General features: G+C 67.7%; 16 protein-coding genes. 11 read left to right on the top strand and 5 right to left on the bottom strand.

Annotated elements, in window-relative coordinates; genetic code table 11:
* Window positions 1–11 precede the first annotated feature (11 nt).
* Both FDA94_RS13355 and FDA94_RS13350 read left to right on the top strand, forming a co-directional pair.
* The gene (locus FDA94_RS13355) at window positions 12–290 is read left to right on the top strand and encodes an antibiotic biosynthesis monooxygenase family protein (protein WP_137247379.1); all 279 of its coding nucleotides are present in this window, start codon (window positions 12–14) and stop codon (window positions 288–290) included.
* Between the two features lie 109 nt (window positions 291–399).
* Window positions 400–2,067, top strand: a complete 1,668-nt coding sequence (locus FDA94_RS13350) for a heparinase II/III family protein (RefSeq protein ID WP_246059833.1) — start codon at window positions 400–402, stop codon at window positions 2,065–2,067.
* Window positions 2,068–2,849: 782 nt separating this feature from the next.
* Here the strand turns inward: FDA94_RS13350 and FDA94_RS13345 are convergent.
* Window positions 2,850–3,272 carry a hypothetical protein gene (locus FDA94_RS13345; RefSeq protein ID WP_137247377.1) on the bottom strand — a complete coding sequence of 141 codons (423 nt, stop codon included), beginning with the start codon at window positions 3,270–3,272 and terminating at the stop codon, window positions 2,850–2,852.
* A gap of 786 nt (window positions 3,273–4,058) precedes the next feature.
* Here FDA94_RS13345 and FDA94_RS13340 point away from each other — a divergent pair.
* The 3 genes from FDA94_RS13340 to FDA94_RS13330 all read left to right on the top strand — a co-directional run bounded on the left by FDA94_RS13340 (window position 4,059) and on the right by FDA94_RS13330 (window position 5,628).
* Window positions 4,059–4,619, top strand: a complete 561-nt coding sequence (locus tag FDA94_RS13340; RefSeq protein ID WP_170990910.1) for a hypothetical protein — start codon at window positions 4,059–4,061, stop codon at window positions 4,617–4,619.
* 327 nt (window positions 4,620–4,946) lie between these two features.
* Window positions 4,947–5,216 carry a hypothetical protein gene (locus FDA94_RS13335; protein WP_137247375.1) on the top strand — a complete coding sequence of 90 codons (270 nt, stop codon included), beginning with the start codon at window positions 4,947–4,949 and terminating at the stop codon, window positions 5,214–5,216.
* 109 nt (window positions 5,217–5,325) lie between these two features.
* Window positions 5,326–5,628: a hypothetical protein gene (locus tag FDA94_RS13330; RefSeq protein ID WP_137247374.1), complete on the top strand. Its 303-nt coding sequence runs from the start codon at window positions 5,326–5,328 to the stop codon at window positions 5,626–5,628.
* A gap of 1,041 nt (window positions 5,629–6,669) precedes the next feature.
* Here FDA94_RS13330 and cimA read toward each other — a convergent pair.
* Window positions 6,670–8,244, bottom strand: a complete 1,575-nt coding sequence (cimA, locus tag FDA94_RS13325; protein WP_137247373.1) for a citramalate synthase — start codon at window positions 8,242–8,244, stop codon at window positions 6,670–6,672.
* 193 nt (window positions 8,245–8,437) lie between these two features.
* Between cimA and FDA94_RS13320 the strand changes: the two genes are divergently transcribed.
* Window positions 8,438–9,088, top strand: coding sequence for an O-methyltransferase (locus FDA94_RS13320; protein WP_137247372.1), 651 nt, complete (start codon window positions 8,438–8,440; stop codon window positions 9,086–9,088).
* On the opposite strand, the gene FDA94_RS13315 is transcribed toward FDA94_RS13320, so the two are convergent.
* The 3 genes from FDA94_RS13315 to serA form a co-directional block, all read right to left on the bottom strand.
* The gene (locus FDA94_RS13315) at window positions 9,085–10,176 is read right to left on the bottom strand and encodes a branched-chain amino acid aminotransferase (protein WP_137247371.1); all 1,092 of its coding nucleotides are present in this window, start codon (window positions 10,174–10,176) and stop codon (window positions 9,085–9,087) included. The two genes, FDA94_RS13320 and FDA94_RS13315, sit on opposite strands and share 4 nt — an antisense overlap.
* A gap of 121 nt (window positions 10,177–10,297) precedes the next feature.
* Window positions 10,298–11,344 carry a 3-isopropylmalate dehydrogenase gene (locus FDA94_RS13310; protein ID WP_137247370.1) on the bottom strand — a complete coding sequence of 349 codons (1,047 nt, stop codon included), beginning with the start codon at window positions 11,342–11,344 and terminating at the stop codon, window positions 10,298–10,300.
* A 400-nt stretch (window positions 11,345–11,744) separates the two neighbouring features.
* Complete coding sequence (gene serA / locus FDA94_RS13305; RefSeq protein ID WP_137247369.1) at window positions 11,745–13,334, bottom strand: phosphoglycerate dehydrogenase; 1,590 nt, start codon at window positions 13,332–13,334, stop codon at window positions 11,745–11,747.
* Between the two features lie 317 nt (window positions 13,335–13,651).
* On the opposite strand from serA, the gene FDA94_RS13300 reads away from it, so the two are divergent.
* The 5 genes from FDA94_RS13300 to FDA94_RS13280 all read left to right on the top strand — a co-directional run bounded on the left by FDA94_RS13300 (window position 13,652) and on the right by FDA94_RS13280 (window position 18,067).
* Entirely contained in the window at window positions 13,652–14,536 is an 885-nt protein-coding gene (locus tag FDA94_RS13300) for a hypothetical protein (protein ID WP_137247368.1), read from the top strand.
* A gap of 45 nt (window positions 14,537–14,581) precedes the next feature.
* Window positions 14,582–15,907 carry an MFS transporter gene (locus tag FDA94_RS13295; protein ID WP_137247367.1) on the top strand — a complete coding sequence of 442 codons (1,326 nt, stop codon included), beginning with the start codon at window positions 14,582–14,584 and terminating at the stop codon, window positions 15,905–15,907.
* 162 nt (window positions 15,908–16,069) lie between these two features.
* Window positions 16,070–16,954, top strand: coding sequence for a CAP domain-containing protein (locus FDA94_RS13290; RefSeq protein ID WP_137247366.1), 885 nt, complete (start codon window positions 16,070–16,072; stop codon window positions 16,952–16,954).
* Between the two features lie 51 nt (window positions 16,955–17,005).
* Window positions 17,006–17,542 carry an FHA domain-containing protein gene (locus tag FDA94_RS13285; RefSeq protein ID WP_062341405.1) on the top strand — a complete coding sequence of 179 codons (537 nt, stop codon included), beginning with the start codon at window positions 17,006–17,008 and terminating at the stop codon, window positions 17,540–17,542.
* Between the two features lie 75 nt (window positions 17,543–17,617).
* On the top strand, window positions 17,618–18,067 hold the full coding sequence (locus tag FDA94_RS13280; RefSeq protein ID WP_170990909.1) for a Clp protease N-terminal domain-containing protein: 450 nt from the start codon (window positions 17,618–17,620) through the stop codon (window positions 18,065–18,067).
* Window positions 18,068–18,132: the final 65 nt, after the last annotated feature.

The following is an 18,132-nucleotide window of genomic DNA, read 5'->3' as shown; positions in this document are numbered from 1 at the left end:
AAGGTGGCGCCATGGCATCGGTAGTGAAGATCAACGTCCTGACCATCCCGGCCGACATGCGGGACGACCTCGAAAAGCGGTTCGCCGGGCGGGCCGGAATGGTGGAGTCGGCCGACGGCTTCGAGTGGTTCGAACTGCTGCGCCCGGTCGAGGGAACGGACAAGTACCTGGTCTACACGCGCTGGCGCAGCGAAGAGGACTTCCAGAAGTGGGCGGGCCAGGGGCACGGGCAGGGGCAGGCCGAGGTGTGGACGTTCGACGTGGTCCAGAGCGCCGGCCCCTCGGCCTAGCTGGCACGTTCCGGGTTCCCCGGTGTTTCTCAGGGTCCGCCGACCGACTTGACCGCCCGTGCGACGTTCGGCCAGCATGAGCCGCGCCCCCCGTATGGAAGGAACTGGCGTGACGCGCCGTATCCAATTCGGCGTGTTCGCCGTTCTTGTCGTGTTAGGCAGCCTGATTCAGGCCGGGCCCGCCCATGCCGTGGCGAAGACGCCCGAGTGTCAGGGGGAGTGGCTGCCCTCGACGCCGACCTCCCCCGAGGTCATGGACGGTGAGCTGGGGTTCCTCGATCTCGACCCCGTCAAGATCGGTGACAGGGTCAACTGGCGGCTCGATCCGTACAAGAACCGGTCGTGGGTCATGGTGTTCCAGTCGTTGCGCTGGGCCGGGCGGCTGGTGGCCGACTACGAGACCACCGGCAAGGCCTCCTATCTGGCCCGCGGCACCGCCGTGATCAAGGACTGGATCGAGAAGAACCCCCGCCACGGGCGCAGCACACCGAAGCTGGCGTGGGCCGAGCACACCGTCTCGCTGCGGACGCCGGTGCTGGTGTGCCTGTCGAAGCACGTCTCGGCCAAGTGGCTGACCGACAGCCTGAACGCCCACGCGCGGTTCCTCACCGACAACTCGAACTACAAGTGGGGCCACAACCACGGGCTCGACGCCGACATCGCCCTGCTGGGCGTCGGCTGCCGCATGGGGAACGCCGCCTGGAAGTCCAAGGCGCTGAGCCGGATGACCACGACCACCAAGATGGACGTCGACTCCCAGGGCGCCCTGCTGGAGCAGTCGCCGCGCTACGCGATCTACTTCCACGACCGGCTCAAGGTCGCCATGGACCGGATCCGCGAGTGCGGCCTGAAGGTCCCCGCCGACCTGGCCGATCGCTTCGACCGGATGCCCGAGCACATTTCGGCGGCCACGATGCCCAACGGCTTCCTGGTGCCGATCGGCGACGGCGCGGCCGACGTGCAGCCGGCCGCCTACGCCCGGCCCGACTCGAAGGTCCAGATCTACAAGGCCGGGTACGTCTTCGGGCGGTCCGCCTGGGATTCCAAAGAGGCCTCCTACTACTCGATCCGGTACGGCCCCGGCATGAAGTTCCACGGCCACGAAGACCACCTCGGCGTCACCTACTACGCCCAGGGCCGGCCGATCCTGACCGAGGCCGGGTTCCACTCCTACGAGCCGAGCCCCTACCGGAACTGGACCCTCAGCCCCGAGGCCCACAACGTCCCGATCCCGCAGGGCCGCAAGCTGCGGCCGCACACCCCGTCGTCGCTGACCAAGAAGACGCTCGCGGGCGACCGCCAGTCGTACACGCTGACCGACAAGGCGTACGGCGTCAGCCGGACCCGGGCCGTGCTGGTCAACCACGACAAGAAGGACGTCATGGCGGTCCTCGACACGGTCGCGTCCGGGAAGGTGGGCAACCTCTGGCACCTCGACCCGCGCATGTCGGTCGTCGGCAACAGCGGCGGCCGGGTCGTGGTCAAGGACAACGACTGGCGGGCCTCCGTCGTGCAGTTCGCGCTGCCGGGCTGCAAGCCGGTCAAGGGCCAGAAGATCGTGGCGGGCCGGCCGAAGCCCTTCCAGGGCTGGATCTCCCAGACTTACATGCAGAAGACCGCTGCCCCGGTGATCGTCTCGCCGTCGGCCAAGAGCCTGCTCACCGTGGTCGTGCCGGGCACGGCCGACGGCCAGGTGACCTGTTCGGGGAGCACGGTCATCGCGCACACCCCGAACGGTCCCGTCTCCTTCAAGATCTCGGGCAAGAACCTCGTTTAGATTGCGAGGGAGCGTCTGTGGCTGGTCAAACGCACCTTCTTAGAGAGACCTAGTGAAAGCCCTTCTGACCTGGGCATTTAGGCCGCTTGGAGCGTGACCCAACCGTGACCTCACGCCTCGTCCAATAGAAGAGGCCGGCCGTGCTCCGGCGGGGGATTCAGCTGGCGTCTGGGAGTGGCTTCGGCGGGTGTGCCACTCCTGCGCTGCTCCCGCTGGCTGCCCCCTCCGGGTCTATCGGGCGGAGGTCAGTCAAGGATGGCCTTGCGTGTACATCGCCCGGTGACCTTCCACGGTGACTGGTTGCCCTACGTACAGGGCCGTCCTTGACGGAGCCCGGCTCGGTTGCACGGCGGTGCAGATTGAGAGCGCTGAGGGTGGGCTGAGACGGCGCTGGGCCGGTGGCCCTTCATCCCGGGTACTCGGCAGCGGACCCGAAGAGATGGGCTGTCGCGTGTGTCTCCCGCGCATGCGACCGGTTCGGCGGTACGGGGGGCGGGATGGGTCGTAGCGTGTCCGGTCCGCTCCCCACCCCACCTTTATTCACATAGTTCGGCAGATCGAATCATGGGGTAGGTGCTGTATTTCCGAGCTGTGGCGGTACGGGTCTTCATCCGTGCGGCAGTGGCTGGGCCGGCGGAATGACCGTAGGTCACCCCATAGGGGGGATCGTCGAGCGAGTTCGGCCGGCACTGGCACGGGCCGCACTGAAGGGTGGCGTCGCGAGTCGATCGTGTCCATTGTCTCGGATGTCGGCTGACGCTCTGCAATGAAGTCGTGGGTGGTTAGAGGGCGCCGCAGAGCAAGTCCCAGGGGTTTCGATAGGTATCGATGAACTCGACGATGAACTGGCTCTCGCCGGATTCGGGGTCCTTGAAGTAGACGGAGACCATCACGTCGTGTTGGAACCCTGGGATTTTGGCCTTGCTGTAGTGGTCGCGGATTCTCTGCGGGGGCAGGGTGGTCAGCAGCGTGATCCTCACCCGGTATTCGCAGTAGTCTCCGCTGCCTCCTGTCAGATTGGGGCCGGATGTCGCGTCATCCCTGTGGTGGAACTCGCGCGTGTGCGGTGGGCGCGGGTAGCTGATCGCCTTTTGGTGGAAGGCGTCGAGACGTGCGTCGTCGCGCCAGACGGGGGTCATGATCAAGAAGAATAGGCCGACCAGCGGCACCAGGGCGGCTGCCAGACACCCCCACCGTCGTTTCATGATGTTGAACCGTAGTGCTACTGATCAAGATTGGCGATGGCTACCGGCATGTGACCGGCGGGGATCGATTCCGCGCGTTCGGGACTCTTGCGTCTCCGGTGACACCGGGGTGGTGGTTGCCGGTGGTGCCTGCTGCCGCTTTCGCCAGCGGGTTGCCCCTCGGGAGCGCTTGGCACATGAGGCTTGGCGCATGATTGTTGGCAGTGCCGCCTCGGTGTCTGAGCTTTGATGTTTTGGGTGACATTACGCGCTTTCGGGCGGCTTGCCGCTCCTCGCCGGGCCCGGCCGGAGGCCGCATGCCCGGCGAGCGGAGGGCGGCGTTCTGCCGCCCGCGCGGCCGTCAGGCCGCGCCTTGACATCTATAAGAACAATTCGGCAATGCAGGCCGGTCATGTTTTCTAGCCCACCCGTCAAGCATGTGCTGGGACAGAAACGTCAAGCATCATGTGGGACTAGACGCGCCAACAAGGTCAACCGGGGTCGATCCTGCCCCTCGGGTAATTCGATCTTGTTGGCCAAGTCCGGATAATGAACTCCTGCTGCCTGGAATTCAGTCCAGCCGAAACCTGGAGACTGGCACATGAGGGCTCACCGGCCCTTCCAGTCAGATGGCGCGTCGACCTTGAACCGACTCGTCCGATCCACTGATACTTGGAAAGAATGACCCGAAGATAGGGACTAAAGCCCATCGGCTGTAAACGAGTAGGGATGCTCGCCATCGACAGTGACGGCTACTCTGCAAGCATGGCAGCGAAGATAATCGACGATGCCGTGAAAGGATGTTAGATGGAAAGCCCTCCGAAGCAGTGGCCGATTCCAGTTCTGATCGCAATCATACTAGCCGGGGTGAGTGCGCTGGCCGCCGTTATCGTCGTTCCGGAAGTCAGAAATGCACTTGGATTACCTGGCGAGTCGACCAGTGCGAAAGTATCACCTATTGCCAGTCCAGCACTCGGGTCCGACACCCCCGAAGCAAGCCCTCCTTCCAATCCCGAATCTTCCGCGCCCGCAACCCCCGCTTCGGCCGAACCGGCAGTGAACTATACCGATCCCACCTACCCGGGTGGGCCGATCATCGTGACGGTCACAGGCTTCAAAAGTTCGGATTCGCTGAGCGTATACGTCATCGCAAATGAAGACGATAAAGGAAGTGATCGAGAGAGGTCCTTTGCAGAGGGAGAGCGCGACGAGAATGGTGATTATAAAATAGAACTTGTCGGCGCACTTGTGAAGAGCATTGGAGACGAGCTACCGGGAAGGGAAGGTTATATTGCCGCCAAGCTGAGAGATAGAGATGGAGATGTTCTCCAATACGCAGTTTCTGAGCTAATCTACTTCCCGGCGTAGACCGCGAGAGACAGAAGAGGAGGAGAGATGATCGCCAACGTCATATGCAGTGTTCAGTCGCCTCCGTGCGCGGTTTGCCTGCGGCACCGTTTCGGCGCGGGCAGGATTATAAAAGTGGATTCCTGATTTGGTAATGCCTGATCGATGCCTTCCGGTATAGCGGGATCTACTGGCCTTCTCGTGTCGTTTACTGGCTATAAGCCTGCCGAGTCAGGTCATTTGTCGGAGTGCAAGTGTGCCGGCTTGGGCGGGGATCAGCTGTCGAGGAGGCTGATGCCGCTTTGATCAGGGGACCGATCCCTGTGCACCACCAGTTCGTGTTTCCTCATGGGGGCCTTCCTGAGTGGGGAGGTCACCCCGGTACTCGACTTCGACGCGAGCACGAGAGACCGTCCCGTCGAGCAGCGTGACAAGACGACCGGTGAGCCGGTGTGGTCGGTTGCAGTGACCAACGCGAGTCCCGATGTCCGCGCGGCGGACAAGACGGTCTCGGTGAAGATCGTGGCTGCGGTCGCTCCGGAGATGCCTCCGGTGCCGCCCGCCATGGCAAGCCTGGGCTTGCCGTTTGTGGCGGTGGATGTGGGTGTACCGGCGTAGGTGGCAGTCGGTCATGGTCATGGCCGGCCTGGCGGGCAACTTCGGTGGTCGGCTGTGTCTGCCGGATCTGGTTGCGGGTGCGTTGTGATGCCCCTGCGATGTGGTGTGGGTGCGGATGCTGGCCGGTCAGGTGGTGGAGCAGTTCACCGACCGTGCGCCGAACCTGTCGAACGGCTTTGGGGCTCCCCGGGTGCGGATCACTTCGCCCCAGCCGGGCTGGGTGACGCTGGTCTTCCCGCGCGTCGATGCGCTGGTGTCGGTGGTTCCGGCAATGCCGCTCCCGGTCCGGGCGTGGGTCGGGCCGGTAGAGATCGGGCTCACTGAGGACGGGGCGTCGTTTCGTCTCCAGGTCCATGGGACTCATGTGCTGATCGCGGGCGCGACCGGTTCGGGCAAGGCCTCGTGGTTGTGAGGCATCGTGCGGGGACTGCTTCCGGCGTGCGCGGCGGGCCTTGGGCAGGTGTGGGGTGGGCGCCGGCGGCGGCTGGTCTGGATCCGGAGCAGGAGGCGAGCGAGCCGGGCCGGTATGTGTGGCAGCGGTTGAGCGCTTCTGATCCGGGGCGGCATCCGATCGCGGTCCGGCTGTTGCGGCTGGTGGCGGCTCGTCAGGCGGCGCGGGAGGGGCCTGGGGAGGGTGTTCCGGATAGGGGCGGGCCACCGGTGCGGGGGCTGGCTGCGGGTGCGGCGCCGGGGTTGGCCGGGGCTGGTGCTTGATGAGTGCCAGGGTTGGGCGCGCGTCGGCGCGGTCGGGTGCGGGTAAGCGTCGCCGTTCGGCAAAGCGTCCCGACGGGGCCGACATGCCTGTGTTGCCGGGCCTGGAGGAGTGGGTGTCGGCGGCGGCCGGCCACGACTCAGCGGAGGGTGGGCGGGATGCGGCTAGGCCGACCAGAGAACCCCGACAGATGCGGATCTTGCTGGAGGGCATGAGGCCGCGTCAGCGGGCCGTGGGCAGGGGGCGCACGTCGGCGAGATGACCTCAGACGATCCCGTGATCGCTGCCTACGCCCGGTCGATCGTGGCTGCGGCGGGGCCTCTCAGCGATCACGCAGTGGACCGGCTGGCGGCCTTGCTCGGCTACCGGTAACAGCGCTCACCTCCTTATCCCTTGTGCGGGCAAGCACTTGCCGGTGGTTGTCGGCGTGGGATTGCCCGTCATGGCGGAGCTACGCGGCATCGCGTACCCACGTGTGACGCTCATGGGCGGGCAGGCGCTTGCCCGGGGTCTTGGTATTGATCCGGACCTGGCCCAAGTACTACGGGCTCAGCAGGATTTTCGCGATACTCCTGCTTCCCGGCAGATCATCACCGGGAAGCGGAGAGGCTAATAACCCTTTCGACCTGGGATGCAATGACTTGGTCATACATCGAAGGTAACTCTAAGAAGGCCCGAGCACTGTGCCGAGGGAAGCCCCAGACTCCTAGCGACCGAGCAGCCGTGCCGGAGGCGCGGCGATCAGATTTCGTAGCCGGCGCGGAGCAGGCCGAACGTCACGGCCTGCTCCAGGGCGTGCCAGGACGCCTCGATGATGTTCTCGTCCACCCCGACCGTGCTCCAGTCGCCCTTCGGGTCGCTCGACGTCACCAGGACGCGGGTGACCGCGTCGGTGCCGTGGGTGCCCTCCAGGATCCGGACCTTGAAGTCGATCAGCTCGACGGTCGCCAGCTCGGGGTAGAGCTTCTCCAGCGCCAGCCGGACCGCCCGGTCGAGGGCGTTCACGGGGCCGTTGCCCTCGCCGGTCGCGACGATGCGCTCGCCCTTGGCGTGGACCTTCACGGTCGCCTCGCTGACGACCTCGCCTGTCGGGCGGCGTTCGACGATCACGCGCCACGACTCCACCGTGAAGTGGCGGCGGCGCTCGCCGTGGAGGGTGTCGCGGAGCAGCAGTTCGAAGGAGGCGTCGGCGGCCTCGAAGGTGTGGCCGCGCGACTCCAGGTCCTTGACCCGGTCGACCAGTTCGCGCGACTGCTCGCCGGTGAGGTCGTAGCCGAGCTCGCGGCCCTTCAGCTCGACCGAGGCGCGGCCGGCCATGTCGGAGACCAGCATGCGCATGTCGTTGCCGACCTCGGCCGGGTCGATGTGCTGGTAGAGGTTCGGGTCGACCTTGATCGCCGAGGCGTGCAGGCCGGCCTTGTGGGCGAAGGCCGAGGCGCCCACGTAGGGGGCGTGGGAGTTGGGGGTCACGTTGGTGACCTCGGTGATGGCGTGGGCGATCCGGGTCATGTCCCGCAGCGCCTCCGGCGGCACGAGGTCGAAGCCCCGCTTGAGCTGGAGGTTGGCGACCACGGTGAACAGGTTCGCGTTGCCCGAGCGCTCGCCGTAGCCGTTGGCGCAGCCCTGCACGTGGGTCGCCCCGGCCTTCACCGCCGCGAGGGTGTTGGCGACCGCGCAGCCGGTGTCGTCGTGGCAGTGGATGCCGATCCGGGCGCTGGTCGCAACCGCGTTGTGTACGACGTCCGCCAGCTCGTCGGGCAGCATCCCGCCGTTGGTGTCACACAGGGCGATCACCGACGCCCCGGCCTCGGCCGCCGTCCGGAGCACCTCCAGGGCGTAGGCCGGGTTGGACTTGTAGCCGTCGAAGAAGTGTTCCGCGTCGAGGAACACCCGCTGACCCTCCGCACGCAGGTGGGAGACCGTGTCGCGGATCATCGCGAGGTTCTCCTCCAGAGTCGTGCGGAGGGCCAGTTCCACGTGCCGGTCGTGACTCTTGGCGACAAGGGTCACGACGGGCGCGCCGGAGTCGCGCAGGGCGGCCACCAGTGGGTCGTCGGCGGCCTTCACTCCGGCCCGGCGGGTCGCGCCGAACGCCGCGAGTTGCGCGTGCTTCAGGTCGAGCTCTGTTTGAGCGCGCCGGAAGAACTCCGTGTCCTTGGGGTTGGCGCCCGGCCAACCGCCCTCGATGAAGCCGACCCCCAGTGCGTCCAGGTGACGGGCGACGGCGATCTTGTCGGCAACGGAGAGGTTGAGGCCCTCCTGCTGGGCGCCGTCGCGGAGCGTGGTGTCGTACACGTGGAAGCGGTCGTCGGCCATCTCGGTTCCTTGGGGTGATTGCGAGACAAACAAAAAGACCCCTCACGGGCGTGAGAGGTCTGCGCGCCTGGCTGGAATGATCCGTCAGCCGGCGCGCCTGCCAATAATGAGCAGACCGTTGAACATGGTGCTTGCGAGTTAACCATACGATTCACGATCTGGCACATCGATCTCACCAAGTAAGATAGTGATCATGAAGGGTTCCTACTTGGGCGAAGCGCTGCCCGCCTACCTCTCCGCCCATGCCACCCAGCCCGACCAGGTCCTTCGTGATCTCGCGGTCGAGACGACGGCCCTCCACTCCGACTACGCCGGCATGCAGATCGCGCCCGAGCAGGGCACGTTCATGACCATGCTGGTGCAGCTCACGGGCGCGAAGCTCGCGGTCGAGGTCGGCACGTTCACCGGCTACTCCTCGATCTGCATCGCCCGGGGCCTGACCCCCGGCGGGCGGCTGATCGCCTGCGACGTCAGCGAGGAGTGGACGTCGATGGCCCGCAAGTACTGGGAGCGCGCCGGGCTCACCGACCGCATCGAACTGCGGCTCGGCGACGCCGTCGAGACCCTCGGCGCGCTGCCCGCCGACGAGGAGATCGACTTCGCGTTCATCGACGCCGACAAGGGCGGCTATCCGGCCTACTACGAGGCGCTGCTCCCCCGCATGCGTCCGGGCGGCCTGATCGTCTGCGACAACACGATCCAGGGCGGCCGGATCACCGACCCGGACGCGGGCGGCAACGTGCCGGTGCTGCGCGAGTTCAACGACATGGTGACCGCCGACCCCCGGGTCGATTCCGTGCTCCTCCCGGTGGCCGACGGTCTGACGCTGGCACGCAAGCGTTAGGCGATCTTGTGCACCCAGTTGTGGGTGTCGGGACGGCTGCCGTACTGGATGCCCATGAGCTCTTCCCTGATCTTCAGGGTGACCGGGCCGGGGGTGCCGTCGCCGATGGTCCAGGCGCGGTCGGCGCCCTTCACCGAGCCGACCGGGGTGACCACGGCGGCGGTGCCGCAGGCGAAGACCTCGGTGAGCTCGCCCGACTCACACCCGGCCTGCCACTCCTCGATCGAGAGGCGGCCCTCCTCGGCGGTGAGGCCGAGGTCGGCGGCGAAGGTGAGGATCGAGTCGCGGGTGATGCCAGGCAGGAGGGTGCCGGTGAGCGCCGGGGTGAGCAGGCGGTCGCCGAAGACGAAGAACAGGTTCATCCCGCCCATCTCCTCGACGTAGCGGTGCTCCACGGCGTCGAGCCAGACGACCTGGTCGCAGCCCTCGGCGACGGCCTGGCGCTGGGCCACGAAGGCCGCCGCGTAGTTGCCGCCGCACTTGGCGAAGCCGGTCCCGCCGGGGGCGGCGCGGGTGTACTCGGTCGACAGCCACACCGAGACCGGCTTCACGCCGCCCGCGAAGTAGGAGGCCGCCGGTGAGGCGATCACCATGTAGCGGTAGGTCTTCGAGGGGTAGTTGACGCCCAGCCCGGCCTGCGTGGCGATCATGAAGGGGCGCAGGTAGAGGCTGTGGCCCTCGGTCGTGGGCACCCACTCGCGGTCGGTCTGCACGAGCAGTTCGAGCGACTCGACGAACGTGTCCTCGGGCAGCTCGGGCATCGCCATGCGGGCGGCCGAGGCGTTGAACCGGGCCGCGTTCGCGTAAGGGCGGAACGCGACGATCGAGCCGTTGGCCTGACGGTAGGCCTTGAGGCCCTCGAACAGCTCCTGGGCGTAGTGGAACACCGAGGTGGCGGGGTCGAGGACGAGCGGACCGTAGGGTTCGAGCCGGGCGTCGTGCCAGCCCTCGCCCTCGGTGAAGTCGATCGACACCATGTGGTCGGTGAACGTCTGCCCGAAGCCGGGCGCCTCCAGCACCCGCTCTCTTTCCGCGGTGCTGCGCGCCTGGGGGTTCGGGCGCACCTCAAAGCTGAGCTGGCTGGTCATGCGGGTTCCTCTCTACGCTACTGATGAAAACCTAGGGCATGTCGCGGGGCACAAAAAAGCGCACAGTGACCCAACCCGGGCCACTGTGCGCTGTGGAACGAACGACGAAGGTGGCCGGCGATCAGCCGGCTACTCGGGCGGCGATGTCGTCGCCGATCTCCCGGGTGGTGCGGGCCGCCCATGCGCCGGCGCGCTCGACGAGGTCGTCGGCGACCGCCTGCTCGACGCGGGCGGCGGCCTCGGCCTGGCCGATGTGGTCGAGCAGCATGGCGACCGACAGGATGGTCGCGCTCGGGTCGGCCTTGCCCTGCCCGGCGATGTCGGGGGCCGAGCCGTGGACCGGCTCGAACATGCTCGGCGCGGTGCGGTCGGGGTTGACGTTGCCGCTGGCCGACAGGCCGATGCCACCGGCGATGGCGGCGCCGATGTCGGTGATGATGTCGCCGAACAGGTTGTCGGTGACGATCACGTCGAACCGCTGCGGCTGCGAGACGAAGAACATCGACGCCGCGTCGACGTGGCAGTAGTCGGTGGTGACCTGCGGGTATTCCTCGGCGACCCGCTTGACCGTACGCGACCACAGGTCGCCGGCGAAGGTCAGCACGTTGGTCTTGTGGACCAGCGTGAGGTGACGGCGCTCGCGGCCGGCGGCCTTCTCGAAGGCGTAGCGGACGACGCGCTCGACGCCGTAGGCGGTGTTGACCGAGTCCTGCGTGGCGATCTCGTGGGGGGTGCCCTTGCGGAGCACGCCGCCCGCGCCGGCGTAGGGGCCCTCGGTGCCCTCGCGGACGACGACCATGTCGACGTCTTCGGGGCGGGCCTTGCCGAGCGGGGTCTCCACGCCCGGGAAGAGCTTCACCGGGCGCAGGTTGACGTAGTGGTCGAGCTCGAAGCGTAGGCGCAGCAGCAGGTCGCGCTCCAGCACCCCCGGCGGCACGCTCGGGTCGCCGACCGCGCCGAGCAGGATCGCGTCGAACCCGCGCAGCTCGGCGAGGACCGAGTCGGGCAGGGTCTCACCCGTGGCGTGGTAGCGGGCCGCACCCAGGTCGTAGTGGGTGGACTCCACCTTGACGCCGACCGCGTCGAGAACTTTGAGGCCCTCCGCGACGACCTCGGTGCCGATCCCGTCGCCGGGGATCACTGCCAGGCGGATGTTGCTCGAATCCATGGAGGTACCTTAGCGGGCTGTCTCGGAGATCGAACAACGATCTCACCATACGGAATGTCGCGTCAGCGCTCGGGCGAGCCGCCGTTGTCGCGCCGGTCGAGGGCCGTCTGCAGGGCCTCGGCGACCTCGTCGTCGGTGTCTTCGGGACGGTTCCACGGATACATGTCGTACATGAGGGTCTCCAGCTCTGGGAGGAGAAAGGGAGGTCGGCACGCCACGACTCCGCGGCGGGTCGCCGGCCTGCTGGATCAGACCCCGCCGCGGCAGGTAATTACGAGAACCCGACGCATCCCTGTCACAGTACCCCAGCCGTCTCGTAGGACGACCTACCATCTCATCTCATGAGACGGCAAAGGCCGCACCCGTTCAGCGAACGGGCACGGCCTCCGTGTGGCGGGGATCAGCCCTCCAGGTCGACGACCCGGCCGCTGTCGGCGCCGATCTCGGCGGCGATCTGGTCGACCACGTCGGCCGGGGCCGCCGTGTCGAGGGTCAGCGCGATCAGGGCCTTGCCGCCCTTGGCGCCACGGGCGACCTGCATCGAGGCGATGTTGACGCTCTGCTCACCGAGCAGGCGGCCGACGATGCCGACGATGCCGGGACGGTCGGTGTAGGTGAAGAACGCCAGGTGGTCGGTCGGCTCGATCTCCATCGTGAAGCCGTTGACCTCGACGATCTTGGTGATCTGACGCGGGCCGGACAGCGTGCCCGACACCGAGACCGTACGGCCGTCGGCCAGCACGCCGCGAACGGTGATCACGTTGCGCCAGTCGGGGCTTTCGGGGCTGGTGACCAGCTCGACGACGGTGCCCCGGTCGTGGGCCAGCAGCGGCGCGTTCACATAGGTGACGCCGCCCTCGACCACGTCGGTGAAGACGCCCTTGAGCGCGGCCAGCTCCAGCACCCGCACGTCCTGCGAGGCGATCTCGCCCCGGACCTCGACGACCAGGCGGGTGGCGACCTCGCCCGCGAGGGCGGTGAAGACCCGGCCGAGCCGCTCGGTCAGCGGCAGGCCCGGCTTGACCTCTTCGGCCACCGCGCCGCCCTGGACGTTCACCGCGTCGGGCACGAACTCGCCGCCGAGGGCGAGCTTCACGCTGCGGGCGACCTGGGTGCCGGCCTTCTCCTGGGCCTCGTGGGTGGAGGCGCCGAGGTGCGGCGTGACGACGACCTGGTCGAGCTCGAACAGCGGGCTGTCGGTGACGGGCTCCTTGGGGAACACGTCGATGCCGGCGCCGGCGACGCGGCCCTCCTTGATGGCGGAGTAGAGGGCGTTCTCGTCGATGATGCCGCCGCGCGCGACGTTGATCAGGCGCACGTTGGGCTTCACCTGGTGCAGCTCGCGCTCGCCGATGAGACCGATGGTCTCCTTGGACTTCGGCAGGTGGACGGTGATGAAGTCGGCCTTGGCCAGCACCTCTTCCAGCGACAGGAGCTGGACGCCCATGGCCGCCGCGCGGGCCGCCGGGAGGTAGGGGTCGTACGCGATCAGTTCCACCCCGAACGGCGCGAGGCGCTGCGCGACGAGCTGACCGATCTTGCCGAGGCCGAGGATGCCGACGACCTTCTCGTCGAGCTCGACACCGGTGTACTTGGACCGCTTCCACTCGCCGCCCTTGAGGGCGGTGTGGGCCTGGGCGACGTTGCGGGCCGAGGCGAGGATGAGCGCGACGGTGTGCTCCGCGGCGCTGGTGATGTTCGAGGTGGGCGCGTTGACGACCATGATCCCGGCCTTGGTGGCCGCCTCGACGTCGACGTTGTCGAGGCCGACGCCCGCGCGGGCCACCACGCGCAGCTTGGGCGCGTGGGCCACGGCCTCGGCGTCGACCTGGGTGGCGCTGCGCACGATCAGAGCGTCGACGTCGGAGAGGGCCGGAAGGAACGCGGACCTGTCGGCTCCGTCGACCTGACGGACCTCGAAGTCCGCTCCGAGGACGGCGAGACCGGCCTGGGAGAGCTCCTCTGCGACCAGTACGACGGGCTTGTTCACTGGTGATTTCCTTCGAACGTGACGACTCTAAGGGCAGATTCACGAGCGCGAGTCACGGTCGGCCTCCGGCCTCCCGCGTCTCACTTCATCGGTCGCCGACGAGTCTATCCACGCTCTTCGGAGAGGCTTCGGAGGATCCGCCATACGAGACGGCTGTTACTCGGGGGAGTCGTGAGAATCCTTCACGTAAACAGCAGATTTGGGGTGATACCCGGCTTGGACCGAGCCAATCCCCACAGCCGCCAACTTGGTATTGATCGCACCTAATCTTGGCGATTAGCCTGCTAAATCGTGGTTCGGTACCTATGGTTCAGCATATGAGCATCGGGAATCCCGCTCTCGGCGAAGTGCTCGCCCAGCACGGCAGTCCGCACCAACTTCTCGCCGCTTTGGCGGATTGGGGCATCCTGGTCGCCGTCCGGCCCGATCGTTCCGTGGTGCTCGGCACCACGCAGAGTGGCGAACGGGTGCTGCTCGGCTACACCGGACCGGCGACCTACGCGCGCCATCGGGGCAGCCACTCGCTGTCGGTCTGCGACGCGGACACGATCCTGGACATCCAGCGGGTGACCGGGGTCCGCGAGATCGTCATCGACGCCGCCGGGCCGGCCGCCGCGGCCGTGCCGATCGACGACCTCCAGCGGTACCTCCGCCAGACCCGCAGCGGGCCCCATCCCGTCCTGTCGGGCGCCACGCCGAACGCCTACGCGACCGGCAGCATGGAGCGGATCCCCAAGCCGCCGGTCCGCACCGCGGCGCCGGTGCCGCTGGGGGCGCCGGTCCCGCCGGTGCAGCAGCACGCCCCCGCCGCGCCGGCTCCGTGGATCCCCCAGCCGCGCCAGCACCTGTCGGGCGCGATGCAGGTCGTCGACCCCGGATACCAGCGCACGAACCACCCGATACTGCCCGCCCTGCGGGTGGCCATCGCCGAGTTACTGCGCGACCTCCCGGTCGTCCACCACGTGTGGATCTCGGCCGCCCGGACCGTCTCGGGGTCGCAGGGGATCATGCTGCATGTGAAGGTGCACACCGCCAACGCCGAGGACATCGTCCGCGACCTGCATCGCGGGGTGCGCGCCAGGCTGCCGCAGCTGGCCGCCAGCGAGGCTCCGGTGCTGATGGCGAGGGTGGCCGACGCGTTCACCGAGCGGCGCATGATCGAGCTGGGCGCGCACGTCGTCTGTGCCGACGTAACGGACTGATCGATTCCCTATCCGATTTGCCGTGATTGGGCTTGAATTGCGGCCATGGTCACGGTCCCCACCCGAGTGCGCCTCGGCTACGCCGTCGGCTCCTTCTGCACGGCGAACTTCACCACGATCCCCGGCCTCCTGCTGCTCATCTACATGACCAACGTGCTGGCCGTCGATCCGCTGCTGGCCGGTGTCGTGGTGTTCCTGCCGAAGGCGTGGGACCTGGTAGCCAACACGCTCGTCGGCCAGTGGTCCGACCGGACGGTGTCGCGGTGGGGCCCCCGTCGGCCGTGGCTGCTCGGCGGGGCGGCGATCCTGCCGATCGCCTTCGTCGTGATGTTCATCGGCCCGCCGCTCACCGGGGTCCCGGCCGCGCTCTTCGTCGGGGCCGCCTTCCTGGTCGCGGCCAGCGGGTACGCCCTCTACGAGGTCCCGTACAAGGCGATGCCCGCCGAGATGACCCACGACTACCACGAGCGCACGTCGCTGCTGCAGTGGCGCATGATCTTCATCGCCATCGGCATCGGCATGAGCGGCATCCTGGCGCCGATCCTCGCGGGTGACACGGTCGAGGGCTACCGACTCATGGGCCTGGTCTTCGGCGTGATCCTGCTGCTGGCGATGCTGGCCTCGTTCTTCGGCACCGCCAACGCGCCCTACACCGGCCAGGCGGAGCCCGAGGCCAGCCTGAAGGCCCAGCTCAGGGCGGCCCGCACCTCCAAGCCGTTCATGTGGCTGCTGGGCCTGAGCAGTGCCCAGACCCTCGGCGCGTACGTCATGCTCGCCGGCGCACCCTACTTCGCGGCGTACACGGTCGGCAGCACCGGCGCGACGACGACCCTGTTCGCGGCGCTGGTCGGGCCGATGCTCGTGACGATGCCGCTGTGGGTGTGGCTGGCCAAGAAGCTCGACAAGCGCGGCGCCATGATCCTCTCCGGGGTCCTGTTCATGACCGGCGCGGTCGCGGCCGTCGCCACCCCCCTGTTCGGACCGCTCTACGCCCACCTGGTGATCGTCGTGGTCGGCGTCGGGTACGCCGGCCTCCAGCTGCTCCAGTTCTCGATGCTGGCGGACGTGATCGCGTACGACGGCATGGTGAGCGGCAAGCGGCGCGGCGGGGTGTTCACCGGACTGTGGACGGCGGTGGAGAGCGCGGTGGCCGCCTTCGGCGCGACGATCTACGGCGCGACCCTGGCCATCGGCGGCTTCCGCGAGTCGGACCCCGCCAACCCGGTCACCCAGCCGCAGAGTGCCGAGTTCGCGGTGCTCATCGGCATCACGGTGGTGCCCGCGGCCATCATCCTCCTGGGGGTCCTGATGACCTTCAAATACGACCTCACGAGTGCCAAGATGTCTCAGGTTTCACACGATGTGACGTAAATCACATGAACCTCGTCTGGAACGTGGCCATCAGGGATTCCGTAACGGGAAGATCTCGACCAGGTCACCGAATATGACGGTTTTCCTCGCATGACAGCTCCGACCAGGCCATACTTCGGTTCCATTCCAGAGCTTCGGAACCCCACCCCTGGAAGGAAGTTCATGAAGACTTCACTCCGCGCGCTCTTCTGCGCCGGTGTGCTGCTGGCCGCCACTCTCCCGGCGGTCGGCTCTGCCTCGGCGGCCTCCGCGCAGGCCCAGGCCGCGCAGGCACAGGCCGCGCGTTGCCGCATCGTCGCCTCGAAGCCCGCCGTCAACCAGCTCGGCCAGCTCACCGCAGTCGGCTCCCGCACCGGCCGCTGCTTCGGCAAGACCAGGGTCCGGGTGCGGATCAAGCAGTCGGTCGCCGGTCCGGACACCACGCTCAAGAGCGGCTCCAAGGTCGTCCGCACCGCCAAGCTGCGCCTCCGCGCGACCTGCGCCCCCGGCGTCTACTACACCCAGGTGACCGGCCGCTTCGGCCAGGTCGTCAACTCGCGCCGGGTGAACATCACCACGTGCACCCCGACCCCCGCGCCGTCCCCCTCGCCCTCGGCCTCGCCCAGCGCGTCGCCGAGCCCCTCGCCGAGCGCCACCCCGTCGACCCCGCCCACCGGCGGAACCGTCGGCACGGCCGTCGAGAACGAGGTCGTGCGGCTGACCAACGCCGAGCGCGCCAAGGGCGGCTGCGGCCCCCTGACGCACGACGCCAAGCTCCGCACCGCCGCCTTCAACCACTCGGCGGACATGTCGGCGAAGAACTACTTCAGCCACGACTCGGCCGACGGACGCTCCTTCGGCGACCGTCTCAAGCAGGCCGGATTCAGCTTCCGCGCCGCCGGCGAGAACATCGCCAAGGGCTACCAGACGGCCGCCCAGGTCGTTCAGGGCTGGATGAACAGCCCCGGCCACAAGGCGAACATCATGAATTGCACCTACACGCACATCGGCGTGGGTCACGTGGTCGCGGGTGGGCCATACTGGACCCAAGACTTCGCGAAGCCCTGACGTTTAGGGGCTATCTGGACACCGGCCTGACGGAAAGCGGATACTCCAGACATGAGCTCCGAGCCACATGTGCGCGCCTCTGACGAGGACCGCGAGCGTGCGCTCAACGAGCTACGTGAACGGGCGGCCGAAGGCCACCTCTCGATGGAGACGTTCGTCGGCAGGGTCGACCAGGCCCTGCGCGCCCGCAGCGCCGCAGAGCTCGAACAACTCGTCGCCGACCTGCCCCAGCGGGGCAGGTTCCGGCGGCGGGCCACCGACCTCGTCGGCTCGGTGTCCGACTTCAGCACCCGGCTACGGGCGGCCTGGCGCCGCCCCAAGCTCCCCCGCCTCGCACTGCCGGCAGACACGCGGATCCGGTACGTCGTGGGGCGAGGATCGGCCTGCGACCTGGTGCTGGCCGACCTGACCGTCTCGCGGATCCACGCGGAACTGCGACGAGAAGAAGACCACTGGCTGCTGGTCGACCTGGGCTCACTGAACGGCACCCGCCTGAACGGGTGGCGGCTGGTGGGCCCGGCCCGAGTCCGCAGCGGTGACGAGATCAGCTTCGGCGACTGCGCCTTCCTGGTGTCCGTCCCCCTTTGATCGCACGAAGGCCCGGCTCCCCCTGATCAAGGGAGCCGGGCCTTCGTGATTTCCACCGTCGCGAGAGGAGTCCCCGTGTTCCGGCGCGGAGTGCTGCGAGGGCCGGTCGAGCGGTTCCTCACCACCAATGCCGAACGAGTGCTCGTACTGGCCGATCAGGAGGCGGTCGCCGCGCACGCTCCTCAGGTGGCACCCGAGCACGTCATGGCCGCCCTGCTGAAGAACGGAAACGGGGTCGCGGTCCTGTGCCTGCGCAGGCTCGGCGCCGGCCCCCGCGAGCTCGCCGACGCACCCCAGGCCGACGACCCGCCGACGACACACGGGATCACCGCGGTTCTGGAGCAGGCACGGCACCAGGCCCACCTCCTCGGCCACCGGTACATCGGCACCGAACACCTCTTGCTTGCACTGGCGGAGGAGGCCCCAGATCTTCTCGCCCGCCACGGGGCTGATCCGGCCACGCTCCGGCGGCAGGTCGTCAGCGTGCTGCGGGAGCCGGTTCCGGCCGGGTGGGTGTGGCCCTGACATCGGCAGGTCACGCACCAAAACGGCCCCGTTCCTCCGAAGCTTCCTCGGAGGAACGGGGCCGT

The organism is Herbidospora galbida (genome assembly GCF_005233835.1).
Taxonomy (GTDB): domain Bacteria; phylum Actinomycetota; class Actinomycetes; order Streptosporangiales; family Streptosporangiaceae; genus Herbidospora; species Herbidospora galbida.
Note: the sequence above shows the minus strand (reverse complement) of the source record. Positions and strands in the feature narration are given on the sequence as shown.